The organism is Paenibacillus oryziterrae, from assembly GCF_042610485.1.
GTDB lineage: Bacteria > Bacillota > Bacilli > Paenibacillales > Paenibacillaceae > Paenibacillus_AQ.
The window spans coordinates 39,929-62,500 of record NZ_JBGJZO010000025.1; the positions used below are offsets into that span (position 1 = coordinate 39,929).

Here is a 22,572-nt window from a genome sequence, read left to right on the forward strand (position 1 = left end):
AAACCCTCCGTGACGGAATTTAACTTTCAAAAGCACCGGCGCGGATCTTCGTGGTCCGTCCGGCGCTTTCATTAACGCTTACGATGGACCTGTCTGGTTTTTCTTCGCTTTCGCGCGGGAACGGATCTTCTCCGCATACCCCGGTTTATTCTCCTGACGTGCTCTGGCAATAGCGAGATCGTTCTCATGAACCGAACGAGTAATCGTGGAACCAGCTACAACAAAAGCCCCTTTGCCTACATTGACGGGAGCGATAAGATTGACGTTGCTGCCGATAAAGGCATCGTCCTCAATTTCTGTCTTGGCTTTATTATATCCATCATAATTCACAGTAATTGCTCCGCAGCCAACATTTACATTCTTGCCGACAGAAGCATCACCAATGTAGCTAAGATGTGAGACTTTGGAGCCGTCGCCAATCGTGGCATTCTTAACTTCAACAAAGTCACCGATTTTAACATCTTCACCAATCACTGCACCCGGGCGTAAATAGGCAAAAGGCCCAACGGATGTCCGTGCGCCGACTTGTGCCTGATTCAGTACGGAATTCTTAATCTCCGCTCCGTCCATAATCACGCAGTTTTCGATTTCACTGGAAGGTCCAATAATGCAATTGCTGCCAATCACAGTCTTTCCTTTCAAGATGGTTCCCGGATAAAGCGTCGTATCTTCTCCAATTACTACTTCGGCTCCAATATACGTGGAAGCCGGATCAATAATGGTTACACCACCCAGCATGTGCTGACGGTTAATACGCTGACGCATATGGGCTTCGGCTTCCGATAATGCCAAACGGTCATTAACCCCGATGGATTCTGCGGCATCGCCAGTTTGGTAACCTAGAACCACATCACCCTGGGAACGGAGTATCCCAATAACATCCGTTAAGTAATATTCTTGTTGATTGTTGCTGTTCGTCACTTTCTCTAAAGCGTCAAACAACTTGGCATTATCAAAACAATAAGTACCCGTGTTGATCTCCCGTACGGCAGCTTCTTCCGCAGTGCAATCCTTCTGCTCCACGATCTTTTGGACTCCGCCGTTCTCATCACGTATAATCCGTCCGTATCCTGCCGGCTGTTCCATCACAGCGGTCAATACAGTTGCTGCTGCACTGTTCTCCTCGTGCATAGCCATAAGTCCTTCCAGGGTCTCCTTCGTTACAAGCGGCGTATCACCGCAAATAACTATAGTTGTCCCTTCTTCACTTCCCAGCAGACTCTTGGCCTGTTTCACGGCATGGCCTGTACCGAGCTGCGCTTCCTGCAGCACATATTCCGCCTTGTCGCCCAAATAAGCCTGAACCGCTTCCGCTCCGTGCCCAACAATAACAATGCTACGCTGGCATCCGGTCGCTTTTACTGTATCAAGCACGTGCCCTACCATCGGCTTACCGCAGACGGGGTGCAGCACTTTGTATAATTTAGATTTCATTCGCTTGCCTTGGCCTGCGGCAAGAACTACAGCCATTCTTTTCAAGAATGCCAACCTCCTACTCTTGAACTCACTACTGAATATATCTCATTCCAGGCAAAAAGAAAAGAGAACCATAGGTAATGGTTCTCTTTTCTTCGAACCCCAATAAGAAGAGCAATTTCACTGTACTAAAAGAAGTCAACTGACTTCGAGCACCAGCGTTAGCTTTTCTTTTGAAAAAAACGGTATAGCCTTATACTGCCCTGGGAGCAGCAGCCTTCCAAGAAAGCCTAGGCTCCCTCTTCAATAACTTCTTCTTCTTCTTCCGTAGCGGCGCGATCGTACTCAGCCAGGACTGCGGATTGAATCTTCTCGCGGGTACCCGACGAGATCGGGTGAGCGATGTCGCGGAATTCGCCGTCCGGTGTGCGTTTGCTGGGCATCGCAACAAACATCCCGTTATTGCCGTCGATGACGCGAATGTCATGAACAACAAACTCGTTATCGATGGTAATGGATGCGATTGCTTTCATTCTCCCCTCAGAGTTAACACGGCGGAGTCTGACATCCGTAATTTGCATGTGTGTGTTCACCACCTTTTTCCATCAGAGACTTGGTGTATAATTCCACACTGCAAAGCGAATTCCTTCTTTTTGATTCCAATAAATGACTGTTAAAGAAGATTTTTTTTGAGGTGCAAATGTATTTGACATAATTCGAGAGTCCGCACCAAAATTCTTCATATATTCGACAATTTTCCATACTTCCTGCTCTATTAGGAGAAGTGATTTCCTGGATATGCGGAGATACGCTTTTCTTTAGAATCAACCTCGCTCAGCTTCACGAGTGACACATAATCATGCAATAACCGTTGTTCCCATTCCACGGCATCCGATTCCACAAGCACGCCCACACCAGCCACTACGGCCCCGAATTCCCCCAATAGATCAATCATGCCCCGTACGGTTCCGCCTGCTTTCATGAAGTCATCGACGATCAGTACCCGCGACTTCTCTTTCAGCGCTCTTCTGGACAGCGACATCGTATGTATACTCTTATGGGAGCCTGAGACATAATTGATGCTTACTGCAGATCCTTCTGTTACCTTGTGATCCCTGCGCACCAGTACAACCGGCAAGCCTAGCTGGGCTGCAGTCGCATATGCCAACGGAATCCCTTTCGTTTCTACGGTCATGACAGCGTCAATCTCCACTCCGTAAAAGGCCGTAGCAATAATCTTCCCCGCTTGCTCCATCAAGGTAGGCTGCCCCAGGAGATCCGACATGTACAGGTAACCCCCCGGTAAAATCCGGTCACTCTGCTCTAACTGCACGCATAACTCCCGGACAAAAGAGAGTGCCATTTCACCGGGCATTTTTGGGATATAGCGCACCCCACCCGCTGCACCCGCCAGTGTCTGCAGTTCACCCATGCCTTCGCCTTCAAACACTTCCTTGATAATCCCCAAATCCTCGCTGATGGATGACTTGGCAGCTCCGTAACGGTCGGCAAATCTGGACAGCGGCAACAGCTCATGCGGTCTTTCAAGCAAAAATTGGGTCATGTCTACCAAACGCTGGCTTCTTTTAAGTTTATTCACAGAATCTCCTCGCCAAAACCGAATATTATAGAAGAAATATATCACTTTTGTACGGGTTTACACAAGACTCTGCTACGTCAACATCCGTACAGCATACACTTCCTTGCAGAATCCGCGCAGACCATTATAGATTCTGGCAACCTTGGACTGCTTGGATACTAGTCCGAATACAGTAGGTCCGCTTCCAGACATTAATACGCCGTCTGCCCCTAATTTGATCATGGCTTCTTTAAGCTGCTGCACTTCCGGATGTAGCTTTAATGTCACCTCTTCGAGCACATTGCCCAGCCGCCCGCACACATCCTGAAAATTACCTTCCTCAATCGCCTCGATCATCGCCCGGGAAGAAGGATGGACGGCAATGTTCCCGCTGCGCAGCTTGCCATATACCTCCGCTGTCGATACATTGATCGGCGGCTTAGCCAGCACAACCCAACATTGCGGCGGATTTGTAATCGGCGTTAGCTTCTCTCCTCGCCCTGTAGCAAGGGCTGTCCCACCGGTGATACAAAACGGCACATCAGATCCCAGCTCTGCCCCCAGCTCCAGCAGTTCTTTCTCTGGGATACCCAGGCGCCATAAACGGTTCAGTCCACGCAGCGTCGCTGCGGCGTCACTGCTGCCTCCAGCCAGACCGGCTGCAACAGGAATTCTTTTGTCCAGATGAATATGTACGCCGCTCTTCACATCGTAACGATCTTTAATTAACCTGGCCGCCTGAAAGGCCAAATTCTTCTCATCCAGAGGGATATAACCCGCCTGGCTTGATATGATAATTGAATCTCTTGGCATCTCTGACAGCTCCAAACGGTCCGCCAGATCCACCATAGTCATAATCATTTCCACTTCATGAAAACCATCAGCACGTTTATGCAGCACATCCAGCATTAAATTAATTTTAGCCGGCGCTTTTTCATACATCTTCAAGGCGTTCACCCACCTTCAACTTTTCCCTCAAAACAACTTAACATATTATATGAGAAACTTGTTTCTAAGTCCATTCTAATATGAAACGTGAAAAAGAGCACCGCCGTTTAGCGAGCACTCTTTCCTTTACAACCAGATTGTGGCGTTATTATGACTTACGGGCAGCCTCCTCGGCTAGCTGAATTGCCCGTTTGACCATATTTCCCGCATCTTTCGCACGGATTCCACCCCAGCCCTCACGTTCTACTGTGTCATAGAACCCCAGGTCCTTAGCAAGCTCCGTCTTCAGTTCCTCCGACATCATACTCCGTCTTCTGCGGCTCATCTACGGAATTCCTCCTTCGGGTATTGGATAAAGAAACAGATGGCTCACATAGTATGGGTATTGCCCGGCTCAATCATGCATGATCCCCGCTTAAAGTACTCATACTTAAATGGCGGGAGATAGCAAAAAACAGCCTCCCCGGAGGAAAGCTGTTTCTAAACAGACAGTTAAGCTTTAATATACATAACCCGCATCTGCCCGTCTTCTTCACAGACCGTAATTTCCACAGATTCAGTAAGTATATCGGTATAGCTGTAGGAGACGCGTTTGAATGTTTGCTGCTCCTGATCCAGTTTAACAATGAAAACAGAAGGGTACGTTTCTTCCAGGACTCCGGTGCGTTCGACGGTCTTACGGCGACCACCGTTTGCACGCAACGTAATCTTATGACCGACATGAGCTTCGAGACTGCGTTTAATTTCCAACAGCGAGTTATTAGCCATTGCCTGACGACCACCTCTTTCCTTGTCCATTATACCGCTTTTTTTATCAATTGTCAAATTAAATAAATAATTATAGAGTATGTAAAAAACGTTGTCAACGAAATTTTTTTGGATATTAGGTATAACAGTATTTTACACATTGTTAACAGAAGTATTCATTAAATATTGAATGAAGTTTATCGGTAAATAATAGCAAAAACACCTTCCGTATTCTGCATTTCGGGAGGTGTTTCTTTGGTACAACCCTTTGATCATTGGTACTCACGACTTCACATTACGGACGGTGTTACCTTAAGAGTAGACAAATTTTTGAGTCCTGGCATTCCGATTCGGAAGCTGCCCCGGGTTTCAATGCCACCCATCCCCTGATTGCCGCTAATGGTATGATTCAGCACATCCCCAAGGTTAACCGTCTCTCGAACCGAAGTGAACGAGGCTTTTGCCGCAACGTATACGGGATCAAGCGCATGAATCAGAACACGCCCCGGTGAACTGGCGAAATTGGCTCCAGCTCCTAATAGCGCTTCAAAATGGGACTGACAGGCTCCTGCTACAATCGTAAGGGCATCGAAATGACGTTCATACTCCCTGGCCACCCGGATCGCCGCTACGAAATTCTGAGAGTTCTTGTAGCTATTCAAACTAACCAGATCATAAGCATTCTGTTGCTTTAGTACACCGTCATGGCCCGTAATGACCACAATATCCGGGCGTACCCGAGGAAGCAATCTGTATAGGGTGTCAGCCATAGCCGATTCCCGGACATAATGCCCTTCGGCAGGAATCCGCAGCTGCTCGTACAGGCTAAGACTTTTATTCAGGTACGTAGGGTCTCCATCCAGATGAAGCACCTTCCCGGGCACTTCAAAATGAGACGCTTCTTGTGGTGCCTGCTGTGCCCAAGGGCTGGCGACAGCTCCTATACTTCGCTGACTTTGTTCCTGCCGGTCCTTCTGCAGCTGACTAAGTGACTCCATAGCTTTAATCTGTGCCCGTTGTCCCCGCTCTGTCGTGCCAGTAGGAGGCACTTGAATCAAGTCGTCCACCGGTGAATCCGCCAGCAGGCGAAATTCGGTTCCCTTGATGACAGCTCTATTCTGTACCATATGCTCCACGCGAAAAGTTATATCGCCGCCATAAGATTTACGAACGACCAGGTCTCCCAAATTCATCAGAACATCACCTCTACCCCATCGTATGGGCAAAGGTCATGGTTGGTTCATATTCCTTACTTGTTTTTAACCTAGACAATTCCCGCAGAGAGCAGCACTTCACTAAGACGAGCATATTCTTCCAGACTTAATGTCTCTGCACGCCGTGATGGTTCAATTGCGGCTTCTGCCAGCAGTGCCTCCAGACGCTCCCTGCCTTCTCCTGCAAAATACCGGGCTTTCAGGTTGTTCGCGATCGTTTTGCGCCGCTGAACAAAGGACGCTTGAACCACATCGAAGAAATGCTTCTCATCAGCGACCTGAACAGGAGGATGCTCCCTTACCTTCAGCCGGATTACAGCCGACTCTACATTCGGCTCAGGAATAAAGACCGTTCTCGGCACCTTGCAGACAAGCTCAGGCTCACTGTAGTATTGCACAGCTATACTCAGACTTCCATACTCCTTGCCGCCAGGTGAGGCCGCCATCCGCTGGGCAACCTCCTTCTGAATCATCACGACGATGTTCGCCAGAGGCAGCTTCTCTTCCAGCAATTTCATCAAAATAGGAGTGGTCACGTAATAGGGCAGGTTGGCCACTACACTGACTTTCTCCACTCCGGCGAAATCCTGGGCGAACAGCTCTTTAAGATCCACCTTGAGCACATCATCATTGCGCACCTTCACATGGGGGTACGGCGATAATACATCCCGCAGAATTGGAATCAGGCGGCGATCGATTTCAACGGCAGTTACAGCACCCGCTGCTTTTGCCAGACGTTCCGTCAAGGCACCAATTCCCGGTCCTATCTCCAGCGCTCCTGAATGTTCATCTAGCCCGGCTGCATCCACAATTTTATCCAAAATATTCTGATCGATGAGAAAGTTCTGGCCTAAGCTTTTTTTGAATGAAAAGTTGTAACGCTGGATAATTTCCTTGGTTCTTCTTGGTGAAGATATTTCCTCTCTGCCGTTCATGAAGTGGAGCCTCCTAATTCGATTTGTGCGAGAGCACTGGCAAACTCCTCCCGCGTGATGCCAAACATCGTCAGCCGCTTGTACAGCTGTTTGCCGTTACAATATCCAATCCCCAGCAGATTGCCGAGGGCCATTCTTCTTTCTGCGGCTTCCGGGTGCACCAGCATACCCGCTGCCATTAAATCCTCAATCCCAATCACCGGCTCTGCTTCATCGTATGCCGTGTGAACATGTGCCAAGGCATGGCGGATCGCTTCAGGCGAAGCGTTCTCCACTCCGATATCCCCTTTACGGGTAGCATCTTTCTCCGGAATAAACGCATGCTTGCATCCCGGCACTTTTGCAGCAACGATCTTGCGGATACGTTCCCCTGCATGGTCAGGGTCAGTCAGTATAATCACACCGCGCCGCTCCATCGCGAGGGCAATTTTAGCAATGATTCTGCTGTTCACCGCCGATCCTCCAGTCTCGATGGTATCGGCCTGTACAGCCCGTTTGACGGCCACAGTGTCACTTCTGCCTTCAACAACTATTATTTCCTTAATCATTGACAATCTTCCTTTCAGGTAAATACGGAAAACGCAAAAAGAAGAGGATCTGCCCCTCTTCTTTGGCTAAAGAATTGTATAAGTGCTGAGCGACAGCTCTGAAAGTTCATGGACTTTTCCATATTCTGCTCTCATCACTATAGCTTATTAAAAGCTGATTTGCAAAATAGAACATTAATTCAGTTCAGGCTTCACCGGACCAATGACATAGACGGTACGGGATTTACGTCCAAAATTACGTGCGTGACTGAGTGATTCATAGTAGACATCGATTTTATTGCCATTGATGGCGCCACCAGTGTCTTCAGCACGGCGGAAACCAAGTCCCTCGATATAAACCCACCATCCCATGGGAATTACATCAGGATCAACTGCAATCGTCCGGCCTTCCGTTACGCGTGTTCCGGAGGCGGTACGTGTTCCAATACCCGGTTCTTCCGAAGAATAGGCAGTCATCGAGACGTTTTTAATTATTTTCTTATACTCGAAGTCAACGCCTGCTTTGCTCGTGACGTTATTGCCGTTCTCTTTGGTTGTGACGGATTTGGTTTTTTGGGTGGTTTTTGCAACAACAACGGGCTTAGGAATCACTTTGGTACCAACGGCAATTACCTTATCTTTGGTAACTGTCTGTACTTCCTTACCTATCATTCGCATAGATACCAGCTCACCATCTTGGTAAGTCTTCTCAATGTGCTGGATCATTACGCCTGGTACGCCTGCTTGCGTTACTTTAACTGTTCCCTTGGCTAAGGTGGGGTCCGCGGTCTTGATAATACGGAACGGAAGGCTTTCGGTCCGCTCAACCATTTGCTTGTTGATTCGGATGACCTTGATTTCCATATTGGCGGCTATAGTGGTGTCTATCGAAGGGAAGATCTTGTCATAGCTCTGTAGTTCGATGCCGAGTTTATCGATGGCTTCTCCTATGGTGCCTTCAGTTGTGTACATGGTTTGTGTTGTTCCGTCCGCCGTTAAACTAAAGGGCCTGGCACGGGTGATGACAACACGGTCGCCGTCCTGTAGCGTATCACTGGGGCTTATGGATATTTCATCGTACGGCTGCACAATAATTTGTTCTTTCGCTAGCATCTCGCTTAGCAGCGATTCCCGGGTTTCGAACTTCTGCACTTGTCCGTCTATGACTAAACTGATTTGTTTGCTGCTTTGACCGTGTACGTACAGCAGAATTAACAGCGCGACAGCGATTGAAATCACGCCTGCAAGTGAAAGTACGCGCAAATTCACTTGTTCCCACCGTATTGCGTAAGACCTGCTGGATGATTGTGAATCATGGGTTGCCTCTGGTTGGAATACGCCCATTTTCTCCATCCTCCTTACATAGTCCCGTCGTCTACATGCTTAACAAAGCTGACTGTATCTGTTCTGACGAAAACTAGTTTGAGATTGTCACAGGACACGCCTTACTTCAGATTGCGTCTCCTGCTCATGGATCGCCTGCCCGGCATAGCTTCTCCCACTCCTGTCGTATAACAGTATGTCGGAGGTGACCGCTTTATTCAAAACAAAAAAAAGCCTGAAAAAGAGTACTGTGAGGACTCTTTCGTGGCTTTCCGAGCTTCAAAAAAACACGGCTCATGCACGAGGTTTCCTCTCTTACTTGCGCTTACGGGGTTAGCTGTCGGGTTCGGACGAAAGAGAGACGCCCTATCTCAGGTCACCCGCTCACGGCGGTTGCCCTCAAATTCACCCCAAAGACCACGTGAAGAAATCGAATAATGTTTGCGGCACTTCTCAATGTGTACTCTATGTACGTGATAGGATGCGGCTAACCATTATTGGTTCCCCCGTTCTCCATACGGAGACTCAGCGAGACGATTCATGAATCAATGGCCGTTTACAAATATCAACAGCTCATTGCACTGAAAAGATAATATCCTGTTTTGATGCAGGTTGTAAAGTTCACTTCAAGCACGTTTACGTAAAAAAATGATTAAAATATTGTAATAATCGGCCGTTTATGTGTTAAAAAAGTTTAATATATCGTCTATACTCTTTTTTTCACCTGTTTTACTCCCGTTTTCACACAATCCCAAATCGTTCCAGTGCGTTCGCATACGTAATTTGAGCCATTTCCTCCCAGCTTATCCCTTTTATTTCCCCTGCTGCCTGGGCTACCAGCTTCACATTAGCACTCTCATTACGCTTGCCGCGAAATGGGTGTGGTGTCAAATATGGGGAATCCGTTTCAATCAAAATCCGGTCTAAAGGTGTCTGTGCAAGTACCTCTTTGGGCACTCTGGCATTCTTGAACGTGATCGGTCCCCCGAAGGACAAATGAAAACCTAAATCGAGACACATTTTAGCCGTTTCCCAGCTTCCAGAGAAAGAATGCATCACTCCGCCGATTTCATTTGCCTTCTCTTCACGCAGTATCTTCACGATATCTTCATGGGCATCACGATTATGAATCGAAATGGGCATACCCAGCTCGCGGGCAAGACCGATTTGCTGACGGAACACGCGCTGTTGAACATCCTTTGGCGACTTGTCCCAATGATAATCCAGTCCGATTTCACCGATGGCGACCACCTTTTCATGACTGCAGAGGGAAGCAATCCAGTCGAGGTCCCCTGGCAGCATATCGATAGCGTCGACTGGATGCCAACCGACGGCTGCATAAATATAATCATAGGTTTCGGCAAGTTTCATCGTAGTTGGAATCGTTTCGCGGTTAAAACCGATGTTGATCATTTTGCTGACTCCGGCTTCGACGGCATGTGCAATTACAGCTTCACGATCTTCGTCAAATTCCGGAGCATCCAGGTGTGTATGTGTGTCAAAAAGAAGCATTTTCGTTCCCCTTCCAAGCTTTATTTATAAGGTTATAGAGTTAGTTTTTTCATGCTTTAGCAAATATCTGGGCGATGGATAAAGGCAGTTGATCACGTACTTTTTCCAACTGGTCTGCAGGGAAATAGAGGTGATATCGGCCCCGGTGAATCCCGCTGATGGAACGGACAATATCCGATACCTCAGAGATTTCCCGCAGACGGTCCTCGCGGTCCAGAAGCAGGATTTGCTTCTTGTCGAACCCTTCACCCGGACGGAACACATCATAGGGCAAATCTGTTGGAAAATCAACCTCCAGAGCATACTCGGGATGAAGGCCGACACCGGAAAAACTTCGGCGGATTTCATCAATTGTCTCCAAATCTAAGCTCTCCATTTCTACATATTTATACAGTTTTCGATGTATAAATCGATTGCATAGATCGCTTAACAACTCATCTTCTTCCATTGTCCATTGCATAAACGCGGTTTGTACCAATGCTTCATCCAGCTGTAAATATTGCTCAACAGTTACCTCTCCGCCAAATAAATCACTCAAAGGCTCAATCATAAAACGGAAAGGAAATTGACCCTGGAACAGCTCTTTCGCCCTGCGGAAAATTTGGCGCAAAATAATCTCGGAGCTTCGCGTCACCGGATGGAAATAAACCTGCCAATACATCTGGTATCTAGACATCAAATAATCTTCAATCGCATGCATCCCCGATTCTTTAACAACCACTCTTCCGTTATAAGGGCGCAGCACGCGCAGGATTCGATCAATGTCGATCGTTCCATAATTAACCCCAGTGTAATAAGCATCCCTAAGAAGGTAATCCATGCGATCTGCATCCAGCGGACTGGATACCAAATTGACAACAATAGCATGTTCATACGTTTTGGAAATAACCGAGGCCACTTTTTGCGGGAAATCTTCCTCCACTTCACGCAAAATCTCTGTGATTTCAGTATCCTCCAGAATAATCCGGCAGGTCCAGTCCTCGTGATTCATTTCGAAAGCTTCTTCAATAGAATGAGAGAAGGGTCCATGACCCAGATCATGAAGTAATGCGGCACACAGGGTGAGTAGTCCCTCTTCAGGCATCCAATCTCCGTATCCGCTTCTTTCGAATTGGGAGATGATTCGGCGCGTAATTTCATAAACACCCAATGAATGGGAGAACCTGCTGTGCTCCGCGCCATGAAACGTAAGGTAGGAGGTTCCAAGCTGCCTGATCCGGCGCAGACGTTGAAACTCTTTAGTGTTGATCAATCGCCATATGGTCGTATCTTGAACATGTATGTAATTATGAACGGGGTCTTTAAACACCTTTTCTTCCGTAAGTGGCTGCTTCATAAGATCAACTCCTTTTTATATTTTGATAAGAAGAAACGGCTGCAGCGTCCTTAATGGGACGGTACCATTACTCGTAAAAATACAAGGATAAAGTTTATCATGTAGAGACTATACCTTCTTGTATTTCGAAAAAAACAATATATCTTTGCATTTTAGCGTCAAATGTCTTTTGTTGTCGAATGATGACGAATTAAGGATTTCCAAATTATTTCCCTAAATTATACCATTTAATTTGAACAATTTGCGTATTTATCAATAATTTCTTTACTAAATTGATTAAAAAACTTTAATTTAAGGAAAAATAGGTTGACTGTTTTGGGAATGGTTGGTATTATAAATATCATAAAACAGAGAACAATGTCGAATAATGACACTTTACTATTTTTGATTATACTAATCATTTTGATGTTTTTGAGAGGAGCAACATTTGTATGATGAAATCAACAGGTATTGTAAGAAAAGTGGACGAACTGGGACGGGTTGTTATTCCAATTGAATTGCGTCGCACCCTAAGTATTGGTGAAAAAGATGCGCTCGAAATTTACGTAGACGGTGAGCGGATCATGCTTAAAAAATACGAGCCTGCCTGCATTTTCTGTGGAAATGCTGAGAATGTTACTTATTTCAAAGGTAAAATTGTTTGTCATGAATGTATTTCCGCAATCCCTACCCCTGTGACAAATTAAGGCGGATAGTATATAATAAAACTTATCTAATTGTTAATTCTAACCTTTTAATATCTCCTTGACCCTCCGCGAATTGCGGGGGGTATTTTTTAACCTTTTTTCACCCTCCCAAACTTTTTCACCCTCCCAAACCCTCCCTCTAGGGAGGGCCCCAAGGGCTCCCGCCCTCTGGACACCCGGAATTTTCGTCTGTTACCTTGAGTGCGCGCAGAAGAGCGGGGGTGGCGGTGGAGCGGTTCCTCTCGGGCTTCCCTTACGGGAGCGCCCTCAGAACCTTTCATGCGAACATTGGTCACATCGCAGTCGTTCCTCCTGCTGTGGGCACAAGCGCTCGTGCGCTTCTCCGCACACTCGTGGCTCTCCCTGTGGGAATCGCCTAACTGCCTAAACACTGAAAACCAAAAACCAGAAACAGAAACAGAGAACCGGGAATTCGAGAACAAGAACCCGGAATTCGAGAAAAAGAACCGAAAAAGAGAACCGAAAGCCTGAGACGCAGAACCGAGATCGAAACGCAGAACGGGAAAGATGGGCTCTCCCTTCGGGATTTGCAAATGCTTCAAAACCGATCCTACTAAAATTTTTACAGTGTGTAATAATATTACCCTTTTATACTGTGGAGTTAATCTTGGGACAGGAGGGCGTTGTAAATATCCCTCTTCGGGACACCTCGGTCAGAAGCGGCCTTCTTCATCGCTTCTTTACGGGGCATATCCGCGTTCTCGTAATGGGCGACATGCTCCTCGATACTAAGCTCGCGCCACCAGGCGGAGCTGGCACTTTCGGCCTCTTCCTTGCTTTCGCCCTCGACGACAATTACATATTCGCCTAACGGGGGATGCTCGGCAAGCCATTCGCTGCACTCCTGGATGGTACCGCGTACGAATTCCTCATACCGCTTTGTCAGTTCGCGGGCCAGAGTGATGCGGCGGTTGCCGAAGGCCTCCTCCAAATGCACGAGGGTCTTAGCGACCCGGTGGGGTGACTCATAGAAGAGGAGGGTTCCCGGAACAGAACGAAGAGCTGCAAGTGTAGTCCGGATGTCTTTACGCTCACGGGGCAGAAATCCGGCGAAGGTAAAGGTCGTAGTCGGCAGTCCGGAGGCGATTAAAGCTGATAAAGCTGCGTTCGCTCCGGGGACAGGAATGACTGGTATTCCCTCTTGTATAGCAAGTGCAACGAGCTCGGATCCGGGGTCGGAAATAGCGGGTAATCCGGCATCGCTGACGAGGGCTAAATTTTTACCTTCTATTATATATCGGATTAATTCGGGGCCACTGGCCTCCTTGTTATGCTCATGATAACTGAACAGAAGGGAAGGGGTAATTTCGAAATGGCTCAGCAATTTACGGGTCTGACGTGTATCCTCGGCGGCGATAATATCGCACTCTTTTAACATCCGGATCGCCCGGAACGTCATGTCCTCCAGGTTGCCGATGGGGGTGGCCACCAGATACAGTGAACCGGCGCCTTCGCGCTTAAATCCATCACCATTATTTTGAAAGCTGCTTTGTCTTGTAAATGTCATGATCTACCTTCTTTAGCACCGTAATAAATATCCATGATCTCTTGGCAATACTGATTCTCTTCATTATATACAATCAGCGGCGGTTGTACCCGGACCTCGGGCTTACCGTCACGCGCTGCTTCAATTAACACCATGTTAGCTTCGAGATGGGCACGCGGATGTACAAAGCGGATAATCTTCGGCTCCAGTCTGTATTGGCGCATCAGACTCATAATATCCACCAGCCTTTGAGGTTTATGCACCATGCTCACTTTGCCTCCGGTGCGGACCAGACGGACACATGCCTGAATAACCTCCTCTAAAGTACACCCAATCTCATGGCGTGCCATCGCCTGATGGGTATTCAGCTTAAGATCGCTGCCGTTAAGCGGCATATAGGGCGGATTCACTGTTATCGCATCATATACACCATGTCCTTGCACCGTATGCAGCTCCCGCAGATCCCCTTCGTGAATTACTACCCGCTCCTGAAGTCCGTTCAGTGCAACACTCCGGCGGGCCATGTCCGCAAGGCGTGGTTGAATTTCTATTCCTTCAATCTCTGCGCGTGTACGGGTGGTCAACAGCATCGGAATCACTCCGTTACCGGTACAAAGATCAAGCACACGTCCACGCGGCGGAACACTAGCGAAGCGCGCCAGTAACACAGCATCCATAGAGAAGCTGAATACCTCGTCGCTTTGGATGATTCTTAAATCATGGGTCAACAGATCGTCAATCCGCTCGGATGGAAGTAAAGGTACCGTTACATCGTTTATTGGCTTCATTCATTTATTCTCCTAATCCTAAAACTTATACTTCATTACATTACATGTTGCAACCTACAGACTCTTTTACTTCAAAAAAAACCGTAGGCGAGTTTCTCCTACGGCTGAGTATCCTTATTTATTAAGAAAAGACAGACAGAAGAGACAATCGCCTTCCGTACGCAAATGCCCGAAATACACATTGCAAATATGAAAGCCTTCATGATAGAGCCGGGCCAGATTATCATAACCTTCCCCAACCACTTCACCGATTCTTTCACCGTCGGCCAGAAGAGCTTCTGTATCTGCAGGTACAACTGTGTCCGGGTCCTGCGGATTCGGTGCTTCTCTTTTTAAAATTTTGCGCAGCTGCTCATTCTCAAGCGTGAGCCTTTGATTGGCTTCCATCAGTTCCTTGACGGTTTCTTTCCAATTACCCAGATTGGATCTCATGCTTTCCATCTGAGCTTCCATATCCTGCATGTGTGCAAATATATTTTTCTTTTCCAAGTTTCCACCCCGAAAGTAACCTAATGGTTTACTTGACGACAACATCATCCATTGGAAGTTCTTTAACTTTGCCCACTTCAAACAACTGAACATGAATGGTGCGACTACCAGCATTGATCCCTACAACCTTGCCGTCTCCTAGAGAAGTGATGACCATTTTGCCTACGGCTGGCATCTCTTCTTTCACACTTTCATAATTATCATGTTCAAACTTCAGGCAGCACATCAAACGACCGCAAAGTCCGGAAATCTTCGTAGGGTTCAGTGAAAGATTCTGATCCTTGGCCATCTTAATCGATACCGGCTCAAAATCACCCAACCATGAGGAACAGCACAACACTCGTCCGCACGGTCCCAAACCTCCAAGCATTTTGGCTTCATCACGCACACCAATCTGCCTTAGTTCAATCCTTGTACGGAAAATACTGGCCAAATCCTTAACCAACTCACGGAAATCCACTCTTCCCTCAGCCGTAAAGTAAAAAATAATCTTATTACGGTCAAACGTGAACTCCACATCCACCAGCTTCATCTTAAGTGAATGATCGCGAATTTTATTTAAACAGACCGTAAAAGCGTCTTTTGCGGCTCCTTTGTTCTCTTCCACAATACGTGCATCGGAATCTCCGGCAATACGCATTACTTTCTTCAGCGGAAGAACGACGTCAGACTCCTGAACAATCTTCTTGCCTACAACGACTTTGCCATACTCGACCCCGCGTGCCGTTTCCACGATCACGTGCTGATCCCGTTCAATAGGGAAATCCAGTGGATCGAAGTAATATATTTTACCCGCTTTTTTAAAGCGGACCCCTACTACGCTGTACAAAAATTAACCCCCTTGTATGCCGGTAAAAGGAACCTGAGCTGTTCGCTCTGATGATTGCTTGTCCTTCCTCATCCGATAAACCGTTAACTTTCAGGTTGAAGCGACATCCGGAGGATATATGCTAAAAGCACAAAAAATGATTATGCTTCAACGTTCCAGAGAAATTAAGAACTGTTCCAAACAAAGCTGGGGATTCACATTAAATCGCAGCTTCTTTTTGCTCTCGGCCGCAGCTTCCATATAATTCACCCACTCTGCCTTGTCCCGTAGATCTGCATGCCTGGAAATGAAATCTAACTGATCTATAAAAACAATACTTTCGTGCTTTCGGTGCAGGAAGTAGAGCATATCTTTAAACCAAAGATGAAACATGCTAAACAGGGTATCCAAATGTTCACCAAGCCCGGTCTTAAACACTTTCTGCCCGGCGGTTGCCACCGCAGAGCTTCCTTTGCTCAAAGACTCCTTTGCTAATTGTAACATTAGGTTTCTCATTTCTGCAAACCAATTCTGTTGTAAAATTTCCCTGCAACCTTCGATTCCGGCAGTCAGCGAAACCGCGCACCTAGCAAGCGGAGCTGGAATACCTTCGCTGGCCAAAGCTTGCAGCATGATTTCCGGATGCAAGGGACTAAAAGGGATCCGCTGGGTCCGCGACTGGATTGTTGGCAGCAGGGATCGCCCGTTATCTGCAATTAGAATACCTACAGCCGGTGCAGGCGGCTCTTCCAAGAATTTTAAAAGACTATTGGCGGCTTGCACCGTCATTTTATCTGCTCCATCTATAATATAAACCTTAGGATTAGTGCCCCCGGAGCGGTAAGAGAAGGTCCGCTGAAGATCACGGATCTGGTCAATCTTAATACTCGCTCCATCCGGTGCAAGCAGCTGCAGATCGGGATGATTCCCATGCTCGACCTTCCGGCATTCCAAGCATTCGCCGCAGGCATCATCCTGCGAAGTGGTACAAAAGATGGCCTGGGCGAAAGTTAACGCCGTCTTCATCTGACCGCAGCCTGCCGGCCCGCTGAACAAGTACGCATGACTGACAGATTCGTTCCGGAGAGCATTCTGCAGTAGCCGTTTTGCATTGTCCTGACCGAGTATATCTTGAAAAGGCATAATTTCCTCCCTGAACTGTTAAAAAGAAAGGTTGATCAGCATGCCGCGAATTTCACCGACACGTCCGAGCAAGTCAATACGTCCCTGTTCGCTCTCGAGCAAATCATCTGCTAAAGTTAACAGGGCAGAATCAATCTCTTCTAGTATTTTATATCGCTTACCGCGGCCTCTGCGATCCCAGCCCCGTGTATCCTTCATCGATACTCCCCGTCGTGCAGTCTCTTCCAGGAATCGCCTAATCATCACCTTGTATATCGTCAGCTCACGAACAGTCATCGATTTGGACAACCGGTCGCCCTGCATTTGAATATCCTTGATCTGGCGGGTTAATTCATCCCGTGAAGCTTGTTCCCCCTGCTGATGAAAGACATCAGAGAAGTTCTTCTGCTGAACAGGTTTATTCGACCCTTCTGTGGTTGAAAGATCACTTTTCAGGGGCCTGTAACCCGGATTAATTTTCAAAGCGATCTACCACCTTTACTAAACTAAATTATATGTCGATATTCACAAGACCCGTAGCGGGCAGAAACGGTTGATCATACCGGTAACCGGTGAATGATCACCGTTACTGCCAAAGGAATTAATAATGCTCGAAACGGTCGACGGGAAGCACGAATACCGTTGCTCCACCTACTTGAACCTCTACAGGAAGCGGCAAATAAGAATCAGTAGTACCGCTCATTGGTGTAACCGGGGTTACCAGCTGTTCACGAACCTTACAGCTGTTGCGAATGACAGTTAATACGGATTCTACCTGGGCATCATCGACCCCGATCATAAATGTTGTATTTCCTGCACGCAGGAACCCGCCTGTACTTGCCAGCTTGGTGGCGCGGAAGTTGCTTTTTACGAGTTCGCTTGACAACCGGTTGCTGTCTTTATCCTGGATTATCGCAATGATTAATTTCATCTGCGTTCCCTCCTTACAGAATTGTAGAAACCCGTACTACTACTATATATATTAGACAAAAGTTAATCAAAATCCTTTATATCCGCTCTTCCAGTGCCTTGATGATGTCTCTTTCCACCAAATGGAGCGGACGGTTGGCATCCAGAACGATAATACGTTCCGGATAAGTGGCGGCAACCTGAAGGTAACCTTCTCGTACCTTCCGGTGAAAGGCAATACTCTCTAAATCCAGACGGTTAACCTCGCGTTCATGATTCGCGGCAATCCGGGATAAACCGATCTCCGGTTCGATGTCCAAATAAAAAGTAATATCCGGCATGCGGCTGCCGATGGCAAAGCGGTTGATATTCCATACCTCTTCAATTCCGAGGCCCCGTCCAACTCCCTGATATACGAGGCTGCTGTCGACAAACCGGTCACACAGCACGGTCAGCCCTTCCTTGAGAGCCGGCTCCACACGTTCCGCCAAGTGCTGGCTTCGTGATGCTGCATATAATAAGGCTTCGGTGCGGGCGTCCATCGCAGTGTGGGCAGGATCAAGAATGATAGTACGAATCTTCTCAGCGATTTCAATGCCACCCGGTTCCCGGGTAATCAGATAAGGCATTGATCTGTTCTGTAAATAAGCTGCGAGCCGGCCCAGCACGGTAGTCTTACCGGAGCCGTCTCCACCTTCTAATGTAATAAATAATCCTTCGCGGGCCAATTATGCCTCTCCGCCTTTCTTCATCGGGTACACTTTAATATATTGTAAAGCCGGATCAGCGGTTCCCTGAAACTTGATTTCCGATTGAGCTAAAGCTGTTAACCGTTTTTTGATGGCTGCAGTGATTCTCTCGCCGGGATATAACAGCGGAATTCCTGGCGGATAGGGAATTACCATCTCCGCCGCCACTCTGCCCTCGCTTTCACCCAGCTTAATGCTCTCCTTGTCTTCTTCTGCCACAGGCTTCATTGAGAAGGAGACAGGTGCAGAGAACAGATCCTCCCCCTGATGGCTCCACATCGAAAGCAACTCTGCCTCTGATTCAGAATCAGCGAGGACTTTCTCTTCGCTCTCGCTCGTATATTGCTCAGCGGCCACTGCACAGAGAATACTCTCCCTCTCCTCGGCATCGATATCCTTCAGCGCCTCAAGAAGCCTGAAGGCATCTTCATCCCTTGAGCCCAGGCTGAAGGCCAATACGACGTGCCGGTCGTCACTCATCTCCGGCACGCAGCCCTTTGCTTCGAGCTTCTGCTGGAGCTCGAAGCCGCTCAGGACCCCGGTGCCGTCATAAATGACGACCTTGAAGGGGTCCTGTGCAGTATACGCCGCCTCGCGCAGCGGCGGCGTGCTTCTACCGGCGGCTGCGCTGGCGCCGCCGGCTTGCTGCTGCAGCGGCTCGGGCTGCAGCAGCCGGTAGCGCGGCTGCGAAGCCAGGCCGCGCTTCAGCAGTTCCACGGCGGCGAGCCCCGCCGTGAAGGCCCCGGCCCCCTGGCTGTGCACCAGCCGGCGGGCCAGATCGAGCGAAGCCATCACGGGGTATGATGGGCTGGAGCTCTGCACCATGGCGAGCCGCTGCCGCAGCAGGGCGCGGTCGAGCCGCGGCCCTTGAATATGCAGCATCGCGCCCATGGTGAGCGCAGGCAGCATCTTATGCGTGGACTGCACGACGCCGTCCGCGCCGCAGGAGAGCGCCCCGGCTGGAAGCCCGGGGTGCAGCCCGTAATGCGCCCCGTGGGCCTCATCCACCAGCAGCGGAACCCCGCTGCGGTGACAGGCCTCGGCCAGGGGCGCAAGGTCACTTCCCATGCCGTAGTAATTCGGCATGGTCACCAGCACGGCGGCGGCCTCTGGGTGCGCCGCCAAGGCTGCCTGCACCGTTTCTGCTGACGGTGCAATCGCCAGACCGCGGATGGGATCGAGCTCCGGCTCGAGAAACACCGCGGTCACGCCGGCCAGCATCAGTCCATGAATCACCGATTTATGGACATTCCGCTGAAGAATCAAGGTCATGCCCGGTTCAGGGCATACCGTCAGGATCAATGCCAGATTGCCGGCTGTGCTTCCCCCAACGAGAAAGAAACTTTCATCCGCTCCAAAACATTCCGCTGCAAGCAACTGTGCCTCCCGGATGACACCTTCCGGATGATGGAGATCATCCGTACCGGTAATTTCCGTAACATCTGCTTTCATAACTTCACTTAAAAAACCCGCCCCGGCACCTCCACTGTATGCCTGCCCATTCTTGTGACCCGGCACGTGATAAGATGTATTACCCTTTTCTCTATATTGTTCCAGCATTTCATATAAAGGCGCAGTATCACGCTTTCTCTGATCCATATCTTATTCCTTCCAATGTACAGGCTTCCTTCTATTTTAACGCATATAGACCAATACGCCTATTCCCCTATAGATAACCAACATAAAAAGGCTTCAACCGCCACAACGACGGAGAAGCCATAAATGAAGCAGCCTTTTATACTGTGGCACCGTATACCCACCGCCCGCTTATACTTCTTTCGATGATTTCCCGGCAGTTTACGGATTTACGCATTCTTCTGCAGCCCTATTTTTTTCATCCGGCCGATAAAAAAACGGTATTTCGCATCCTCCGCCTCGGTACGTATCATTTCCCCTTCGCAATCCTCACAAATAAAATGCGAGACAATCACAATGCCTTCCTCTTTAACCTGCCCACAAATGATGCAAGCTTGCCCGTTTTGTTCTTCCATAGCCATCCCACCTTGACTCTTTTAAGAACAGTATGTTACACCTTCTATCATTTTAAACCTTTTCATAGTTTTTTCATATCCTACAGTATCCTATATTATATATATTCCAGTATGGCCTGCTTTGTGTTTTAGTCTTGGTTTAATAAATTGTCCGCTTCTGCCGATAAAAGATACAAGACAACTTGTTAGGAGGTCAGCTTGTTTGTATGGAATCCAACCCCAAGGCTGCAGCTACGTTTTATCAGTACAAATTAATTCAAAAAATTAATATTTCCATTCCGATGCTGCGAGTTTATATGATTCTTCCTCTTATATTCATTATTGCGGAGACTATTTTTCTATCCTGGTTCAGCCTGCTCTATTTTATCTTGGCGGCACCAGTTGTTTTTTGGATTCAATATGTTATTTCACGGTCCGTATTGCTGCTTACAGGCAATCCCATCGCAAAACGCTGGAGGTTATCATTTAAGCTTCCTTGGCTTGGCTATATGCCTGATCAATATATTAACTACCGCTTGTTCCGAAGAATCCAAATGCATAATTTCTGGATTGGCCTCTGTATCTCTGCACTCTTTATTGTTTGGGCTCCGCCCGCTTTTACCGCAGCACTCGCGTTATGCCACTTATGGCTACTGCTACTGCGCGGCTACACCTTAATGAAATTAAATCTGGGACATGAGCAAGGTATGCTGAAATTCAGCCCCACCGATGTATCCTACTATTCCCAATAGTCAATCAACATCTACATACCTCCAGATTTGCACTTAACAAATAAACGCCATCCGAATGGATGGCGTTTATTTTATTTACTTTCGAGCCCCTTAATTGAGGCCTTTTTCTCTTTGGGCACCATTACAATGAAATAGTCATCATGCACAGTGATGTGAACACTCAGCCCATCCTTTTGAAAAACACGGGATGTGCCCTTCTCATCATCCTGTTCACTCCATCCCCAGGCCTCAATCTCCTTGAGATAAGGTTCCGGAATCCCTTGTTTTTCCTTAAGGCCCGGTAAAGAATATCGCACATAATCCATGGCTACATTCGTTGTAGTCCGATCGGGAGAATTCGCTTCTTTGGGTACCGGAAAGCTCTTTTCATTTAACGCCCCTTCAAAAGACTGCCAGGATGGCTCTTTGGTTCCACAACCAGCCAGTAATCCAACTATTATACAAAGAATGAATAGCGTCCATATTCCTGAGGTTCGCTTCATACCTTAAATCCTCCTTACCCCTACCTGCATCTAAAGACACAATAAAATTCAAAATCAGAATTTATCAGTAGTTCATTCGTATTAAGGGTATGCTTAATATTTGCACATTTCTATTATACTTGTATCAAACGCCCTGTCGGTAACAAAAATGTCACCCTGTTTCGCAGATTAAAGTCGTTTTATGATGCTATATTCCTATTTGAAATATCCATAAAAAACAAAAGAACCACTGCTGAGATCAACAGTGGTTCTTCGTTGTTTGGCGGCGTCCTACTCTCCCAGGACCCTTCGGTCCAAGTACCATCGGCGCTGGAGGTCTTAACGGTCGTGTTCGGGATGGGTACGCGTGGAACCCCTCCGCCATCGCCACCAGACATGCGCTTGTGAAACAAGCGCTGGCGCAAGAAATTCGATTCCGCACTATTGTGCGAATGAATTTCATAGCGTGTGCTGCAGGATATTCATCCGTTCTTCTAAAGAACATGCAGCTTCATGAATTGCAGGCTTGATGCCTGNCGCTTGTGAAACAAGCGCTGGCGCAAGAAATTCGATTCCGCACTATTGTGCGAATGAATTTCATAGCGTGTGCTGCAGGATATTCATCCGTTCTTCTAAAGAACATGCAGCTTCATGAATTGCAGGCTTGATGCCTGAAAACTGGATCCGAAACGATCTTTGCGAATTAATATAGGATAAGCCCTCGACCGATTAGTATTGGTCAGCTCCATGCATTGCTGCACTTCCACCTCCAACCTATCTACCTCGTCGTCTTC

General features: G+C 47.7%; 26 protein-coding genes, 2 rRNA genes and 1 riboswitch. Of the genes, 3 read left to right on the forward strand and 25 right to left on the reverse strand.

Annotated elements, in window-relative coordinates; genetic code table 11:
• Positions 1-78: 78 nt before the first annotated feature.
• The 12 genes from glmU to ACAN55_RS20285 all read right to left on the reverse strand — a co-directional run bounded on the left by glmU (position 79) and on the right by ACAN55_RS20285 (position 11,537).
• Complete coding sequence (gene glmU / locus ACAN55_RS20230) at positions 79-1,479, reverse strand: bifunctional UDP-N-acetylglucosamine diphosphorylase/glucosamine-1-phosphate N-acetyltransferase GlmU (protein ID WP_379137070.1); 1,401 nt, start codon at positions 1,477-1,479, stop codon at positions 79-81.
• A 227-nt stretch (positions 1,480-1,706) separates the two neighbouring features.
• Positions 1,707-1,997, reverse strand: coding sequence for a septation regulator SpoVG (spoVG, locus tag ACAN55_RS20235; RefSeq protein ID WP_042123119.1), 291 nt, complete (start codon positions 1,995-1,997; stop codon positions 1,707-1,709).
• Between the two features lie 194 nt (positions 1,998-2,191).
• Positions 2,192-3,016, reverse strand: a complete 825-nt coding sequence (purR, locus tag ACAN55_RS20240; RefSeq protein ID WP_379137075.1) for a pur operon repressor — start codon at positions 3,014-3,016, stop codon at positions 2,192-2,194.
• Positions 3,017-3,088: 72 nt separating this feature from the next.
• Positions 3,089-3,943, reverse strand: coding sequence for a 4-(cytidine 5'-diphospho)-2-C-methyl-D-erythritol kinase (ispE, locus tag ACAN55_RS20245; protein ID WP_379137078.1), 855 nt, complete (start codon positions 3,941-3,943; stop codon positions 3,089-3,091).
• A gap of 148 nt (positions 3,944-4,091) precedes the next feature.
• Positions 4,092-4,268: a protein sspF gene (locus ACAN55_RS20250; protein ID WP_379137080.1), complete on the reverse strand. Its 177-nt coding sequence runs from the start codon at positions 4,266-4,268 to the stop codon at positions 4,092-4,094.
• A gap of 167 nt (positions 4,269-4,435) precedes the next feature.
• Positions 4,436-4,711 (reverse strand): biofilm formation stimulator Veg, encoded by a 276-nt coding sequence (veg, locus tag ACAN55_RS20255; protein WP_379137083.1) that lies wholly within the window; start codon positions 4,709-4,711, stop codon positions 4,436-4,438.
• Between the two features lie 269 nt (positions 4,712-4,980).
• Positions 4,981-5,883 (reverse strand): sporulation peptidase YabG, encoded by a 903-nt coding sequence (yabG, locus tag ACAN55_RS20260; RefSeq protein WP_379137086.1) that lies wholly within the window; start codon positions 5,881-5,883, stop codon positions 4,981-4,983.
• A 71-nt stretch (positions 5,884-5,954) separates the two neighbouring features.
• Positions 5,955-6,839, reverse strand: a complete 885-nt coding sequence (gene rsmA, locus ACAN55_RS20265) for a 16S rRNA (adenine(1518)-N(6)/adenine(1519)-N(6))-dimethyltransferase RsmA (protein WP_379137089.1) — start codon at positions 6,837-6,839, stop codon at positions 5,955-5,957.
• On the reverse strand, positions 6,836-7,387 hold the full coding sequence (gene rnmV, locus ACAN55_RS20270; RefSeq protein WP_379137091.1) for a ribonuclease M5: 552 nt from the start codon (positions 7,385-7,387) through the stop codon (positions 6,836-6,838). The genes rsmA and rnmV overlap by 4 nt, the downstream gene beginning before the upstream one ends.
• Before the next feature lie 174 nt (positions 7,388-7,561).
• Positions 7,562-8,710 (reverse strand): resuscitation-promoting factor, encoded by a 1,149-nt coding sequence (locus ACAN55_RS20275; RefSeq protein ID WP_379137094.1) that lies wholly within the window; start codon positions 8,708-8,710, stop codon positions 7,562-7,564.
• A gap of 286 nt (positions 8,711-8,996) precedes the next feature.
• Positions 8,997-9,230, reverse strand: a riboswitch (cyclic di-AMP (ydaO/yuaA leader).
• A 200-nt stretch (positions 9,231-9,430) separates the two neighbouring features.
• Positions 9,431-10,201, reverse strand: coding sequence for a TatD family hydrolase (locus ACAN55_RS20280; protein WP_379137097.1), 771 nt, complete (start codon positions 10,199-10,201; stop codon positions 9,431-9,433).
• 49 nt (positions 10,202-10,250) lie between these two features.
• Positions 10,251-11,537 (reverse strand): HD domain-containing protein, encoded by a 1,287-nt coding sequence (locus tag ACAN55_RS20285; protein ID WP_379137099.1) that lies wholly within the window; start codon positions 11,535-11,537, stop codon positions 10,251-10,253.
• Positions 11,538-11,968: 431 nt separating this feature from the next.
• On the opposite strand from ACAN55_RS20285, the gene ACAN55_RS20290 reads away from it, so the two are divergent.
• Positions 11,969-12,223, forward strand: coding sequence for an AbrB/MazE/SpoVT family DNA-binding domain-containing protein (locus ACAN55_RS20290; protein WP_036651645.1), 255 nt, complete (start codon positions 11,969-11,971; stop codon positions 12,221-12,223).
• 197 nt (positions 12,224-12,420) lie between these two features.
• The gene (locus tag ACAN55_RS20295) at positions 12,421-12,603 is read left to right on the forward strand and encodes a hypothetical protein (RefSeq protein WP_379137102.1); all 183 of its coding nucleotides are present in this window, start codon (positions 12,421-12,423) and stop codon (positions 12,601-12,603) included.
• A 242-nt stretch (positions 12,604-12,845) separates the two neighbouring features.
• On the opposite strand, the gene rsmI is transcribed toward ACAN55_RS20295, so the two are convergent.
• The 10 genes from rsmI to ACAN55_RS20345 form a co-directional block, all read right to left on the reverse strand.
• Entirely contained in the window at positions 12,846-13,751 is a 906-nt protein-coding gene (gene rsmI / locus ACAN55_RS20300) for a 16S rRNA (cytidine(1402)-2'-O)-methyltransferase (RefSeq protein ID WP_379137104.1), read from the reverse strand.
• A complete protein-coding gene (locus ACAN55_RS20305; RefSeq protein WP_379137106.1) occupies positions 13,748-14,518 on the reverse strand; it encodes a tRNA1(Val) (adenine(37)-N6)-methyltransferase in 771 nt (256 codons plus the stop codon). Before ACAN55_RS20305 ends, rsmI begins: the two co-directional genes overlap by 4 nt.
• Positions 14,519-14,632: 114 nt before the next feature.
• Positions 14,633-15,007, reverse strand: coding sequence for an initiation-control protein YabA (locus ACAN55_RS20310; RefSeq protein WP_379137109.1), 375 nt, complete (start codon positions 15,005-15,007; stop codon positions 14,633-14,635).
• Between the two features lie 28 nt (positions 15,008-15,035).
• Positions 15,036-15,836 carry a PSP1 domain-containing protein gene (locus tag ACAN55_RS20315; protein WP_379137112.1) on the reverse strand — a complete coding sequence of 267 codons (801 nt, stop codon included), beginning with the start codon at positions 15,834-15,836 and terminating at the stop codon, positions 15,036-15,038.
• A gap of 147 nt (positions 15,837-15,983) precedes the next feature.
• On the reverse strand, positions 15,984-16,958 hold the full coding sequence (holB, locus tag ACAN55_RS20320; protein WP_379137115.1) for a DNA polymerase III subunit delta': 975 nt from the start codon (positions 16,956-16,958) through the stop codon (positions 15,984-15,986).
• Between the two features lie 18 nt (positions 16,959-16,976).
• A complete protein-coding gene (locus tag ACAN55_RS20325) occupies positions 16,977-17,420 on the reverse strand; it encodes a YaaR family protein (RefSeq protein ID WP_379137118.1) in 444 nt (147 codons plus the stop codon).
• 118 nt (positions 17,421-17,538) lie between these two features.
• Positions 17,539-17,868, reverse strand: coding sequence for a cyclic di-AMP receptor DarA (locus ACAN55_RS20330; RefSeq protein ID WP_379137121.1), 330 nt, complete (start codon positions 17,866-17,868; stop codon positions 17,539-17,541).
• Positions 17,869-17,944: 76 nt separating this feature from the next.
• Positions 17,945-18,574 (reverse strand): dTMP kinase, encoded by a 630-nt coding sequence (gene tmk, locus ACAN55_RS20335; RefSeq protein WP_379137124.1) that lies wholly within the window; start codon positions 18,572-18,574, stop codon positions 17,945-17,947.
• Complete coding sequence (locus ACAN55_RS20340; RefSeq protein WP_379137127.1) at positions 18,575-20,194, reverse strand: aminotransferase class I/II-fold pyridoxal phosphate-dependent enzyme; 1,620 nt, start codon at positions 20,192-20,194, stop codon at positions 18,575-18,577.
• 206 nt (positions 20,195-20,400) lie between these two features.
• Positions 20,401-20,586 (reverse strand): sigma factor G inhibitor Gin, encoded by a 186-nt coding sequence (locus ACAN55_RS20345; RefSeq protein WP_379137130.1) that lies wholly within the window; start codon positions 20,584-20,586, stop codon positions 20,401-20,403.
• Positions 20,587-20,792: 206 nt separating this feature from the next.
• Here ACAN55_RS20345 and ACAN55_RS20350 point away from each other — a divergent pair, with 206 nt between their 5' ends.
• Positions 20,793-21,317 (forward strand): hypothetical protein, encoded by a 525-nt coding sequence (locus ACAN55_RS20350; protein WP_379137132.1) that lies wholly within the window; start codon positions 20,793-20,795, stop codon positions 21,315-21,317.
• Between the two features lie 71 nt (positions 21,318-21,388).
• Here ACAN55_RS20350 and ACAN55_RS20355 read toward each other — a convergent pair whose 3' ends face one another.
• From ACAN55_RS20355 to ACAN55_RS20365, 3 genes are all read right to left on the reverse strand, one after another.
• Positions 21,389-21,799, reverse strand: a complete 411-nt coding sequence (locus ACAN55_RS20355) for a hypothetical protein (RefSeq protein WP_379137135.1) — start codon at positions 21,797-21,799, stop codon at positions 21,389-21,391.
• A 257-nt stretch (positions 21,800-22,056) separates the two neighbouring features.
• A 5S ribosomal RNA gene (gene rrf / locus ACAN55_RS20360) occupies positions 22,057-22,173 on the reverse strand.
• 314 nt (positions 22,174-22,487) lie between these two features.
• Positions 22,488-22,572 (reverse strand): 23S ribosomal RNA (locus tag ACAN55_RS20365); the annotation flags it as partial.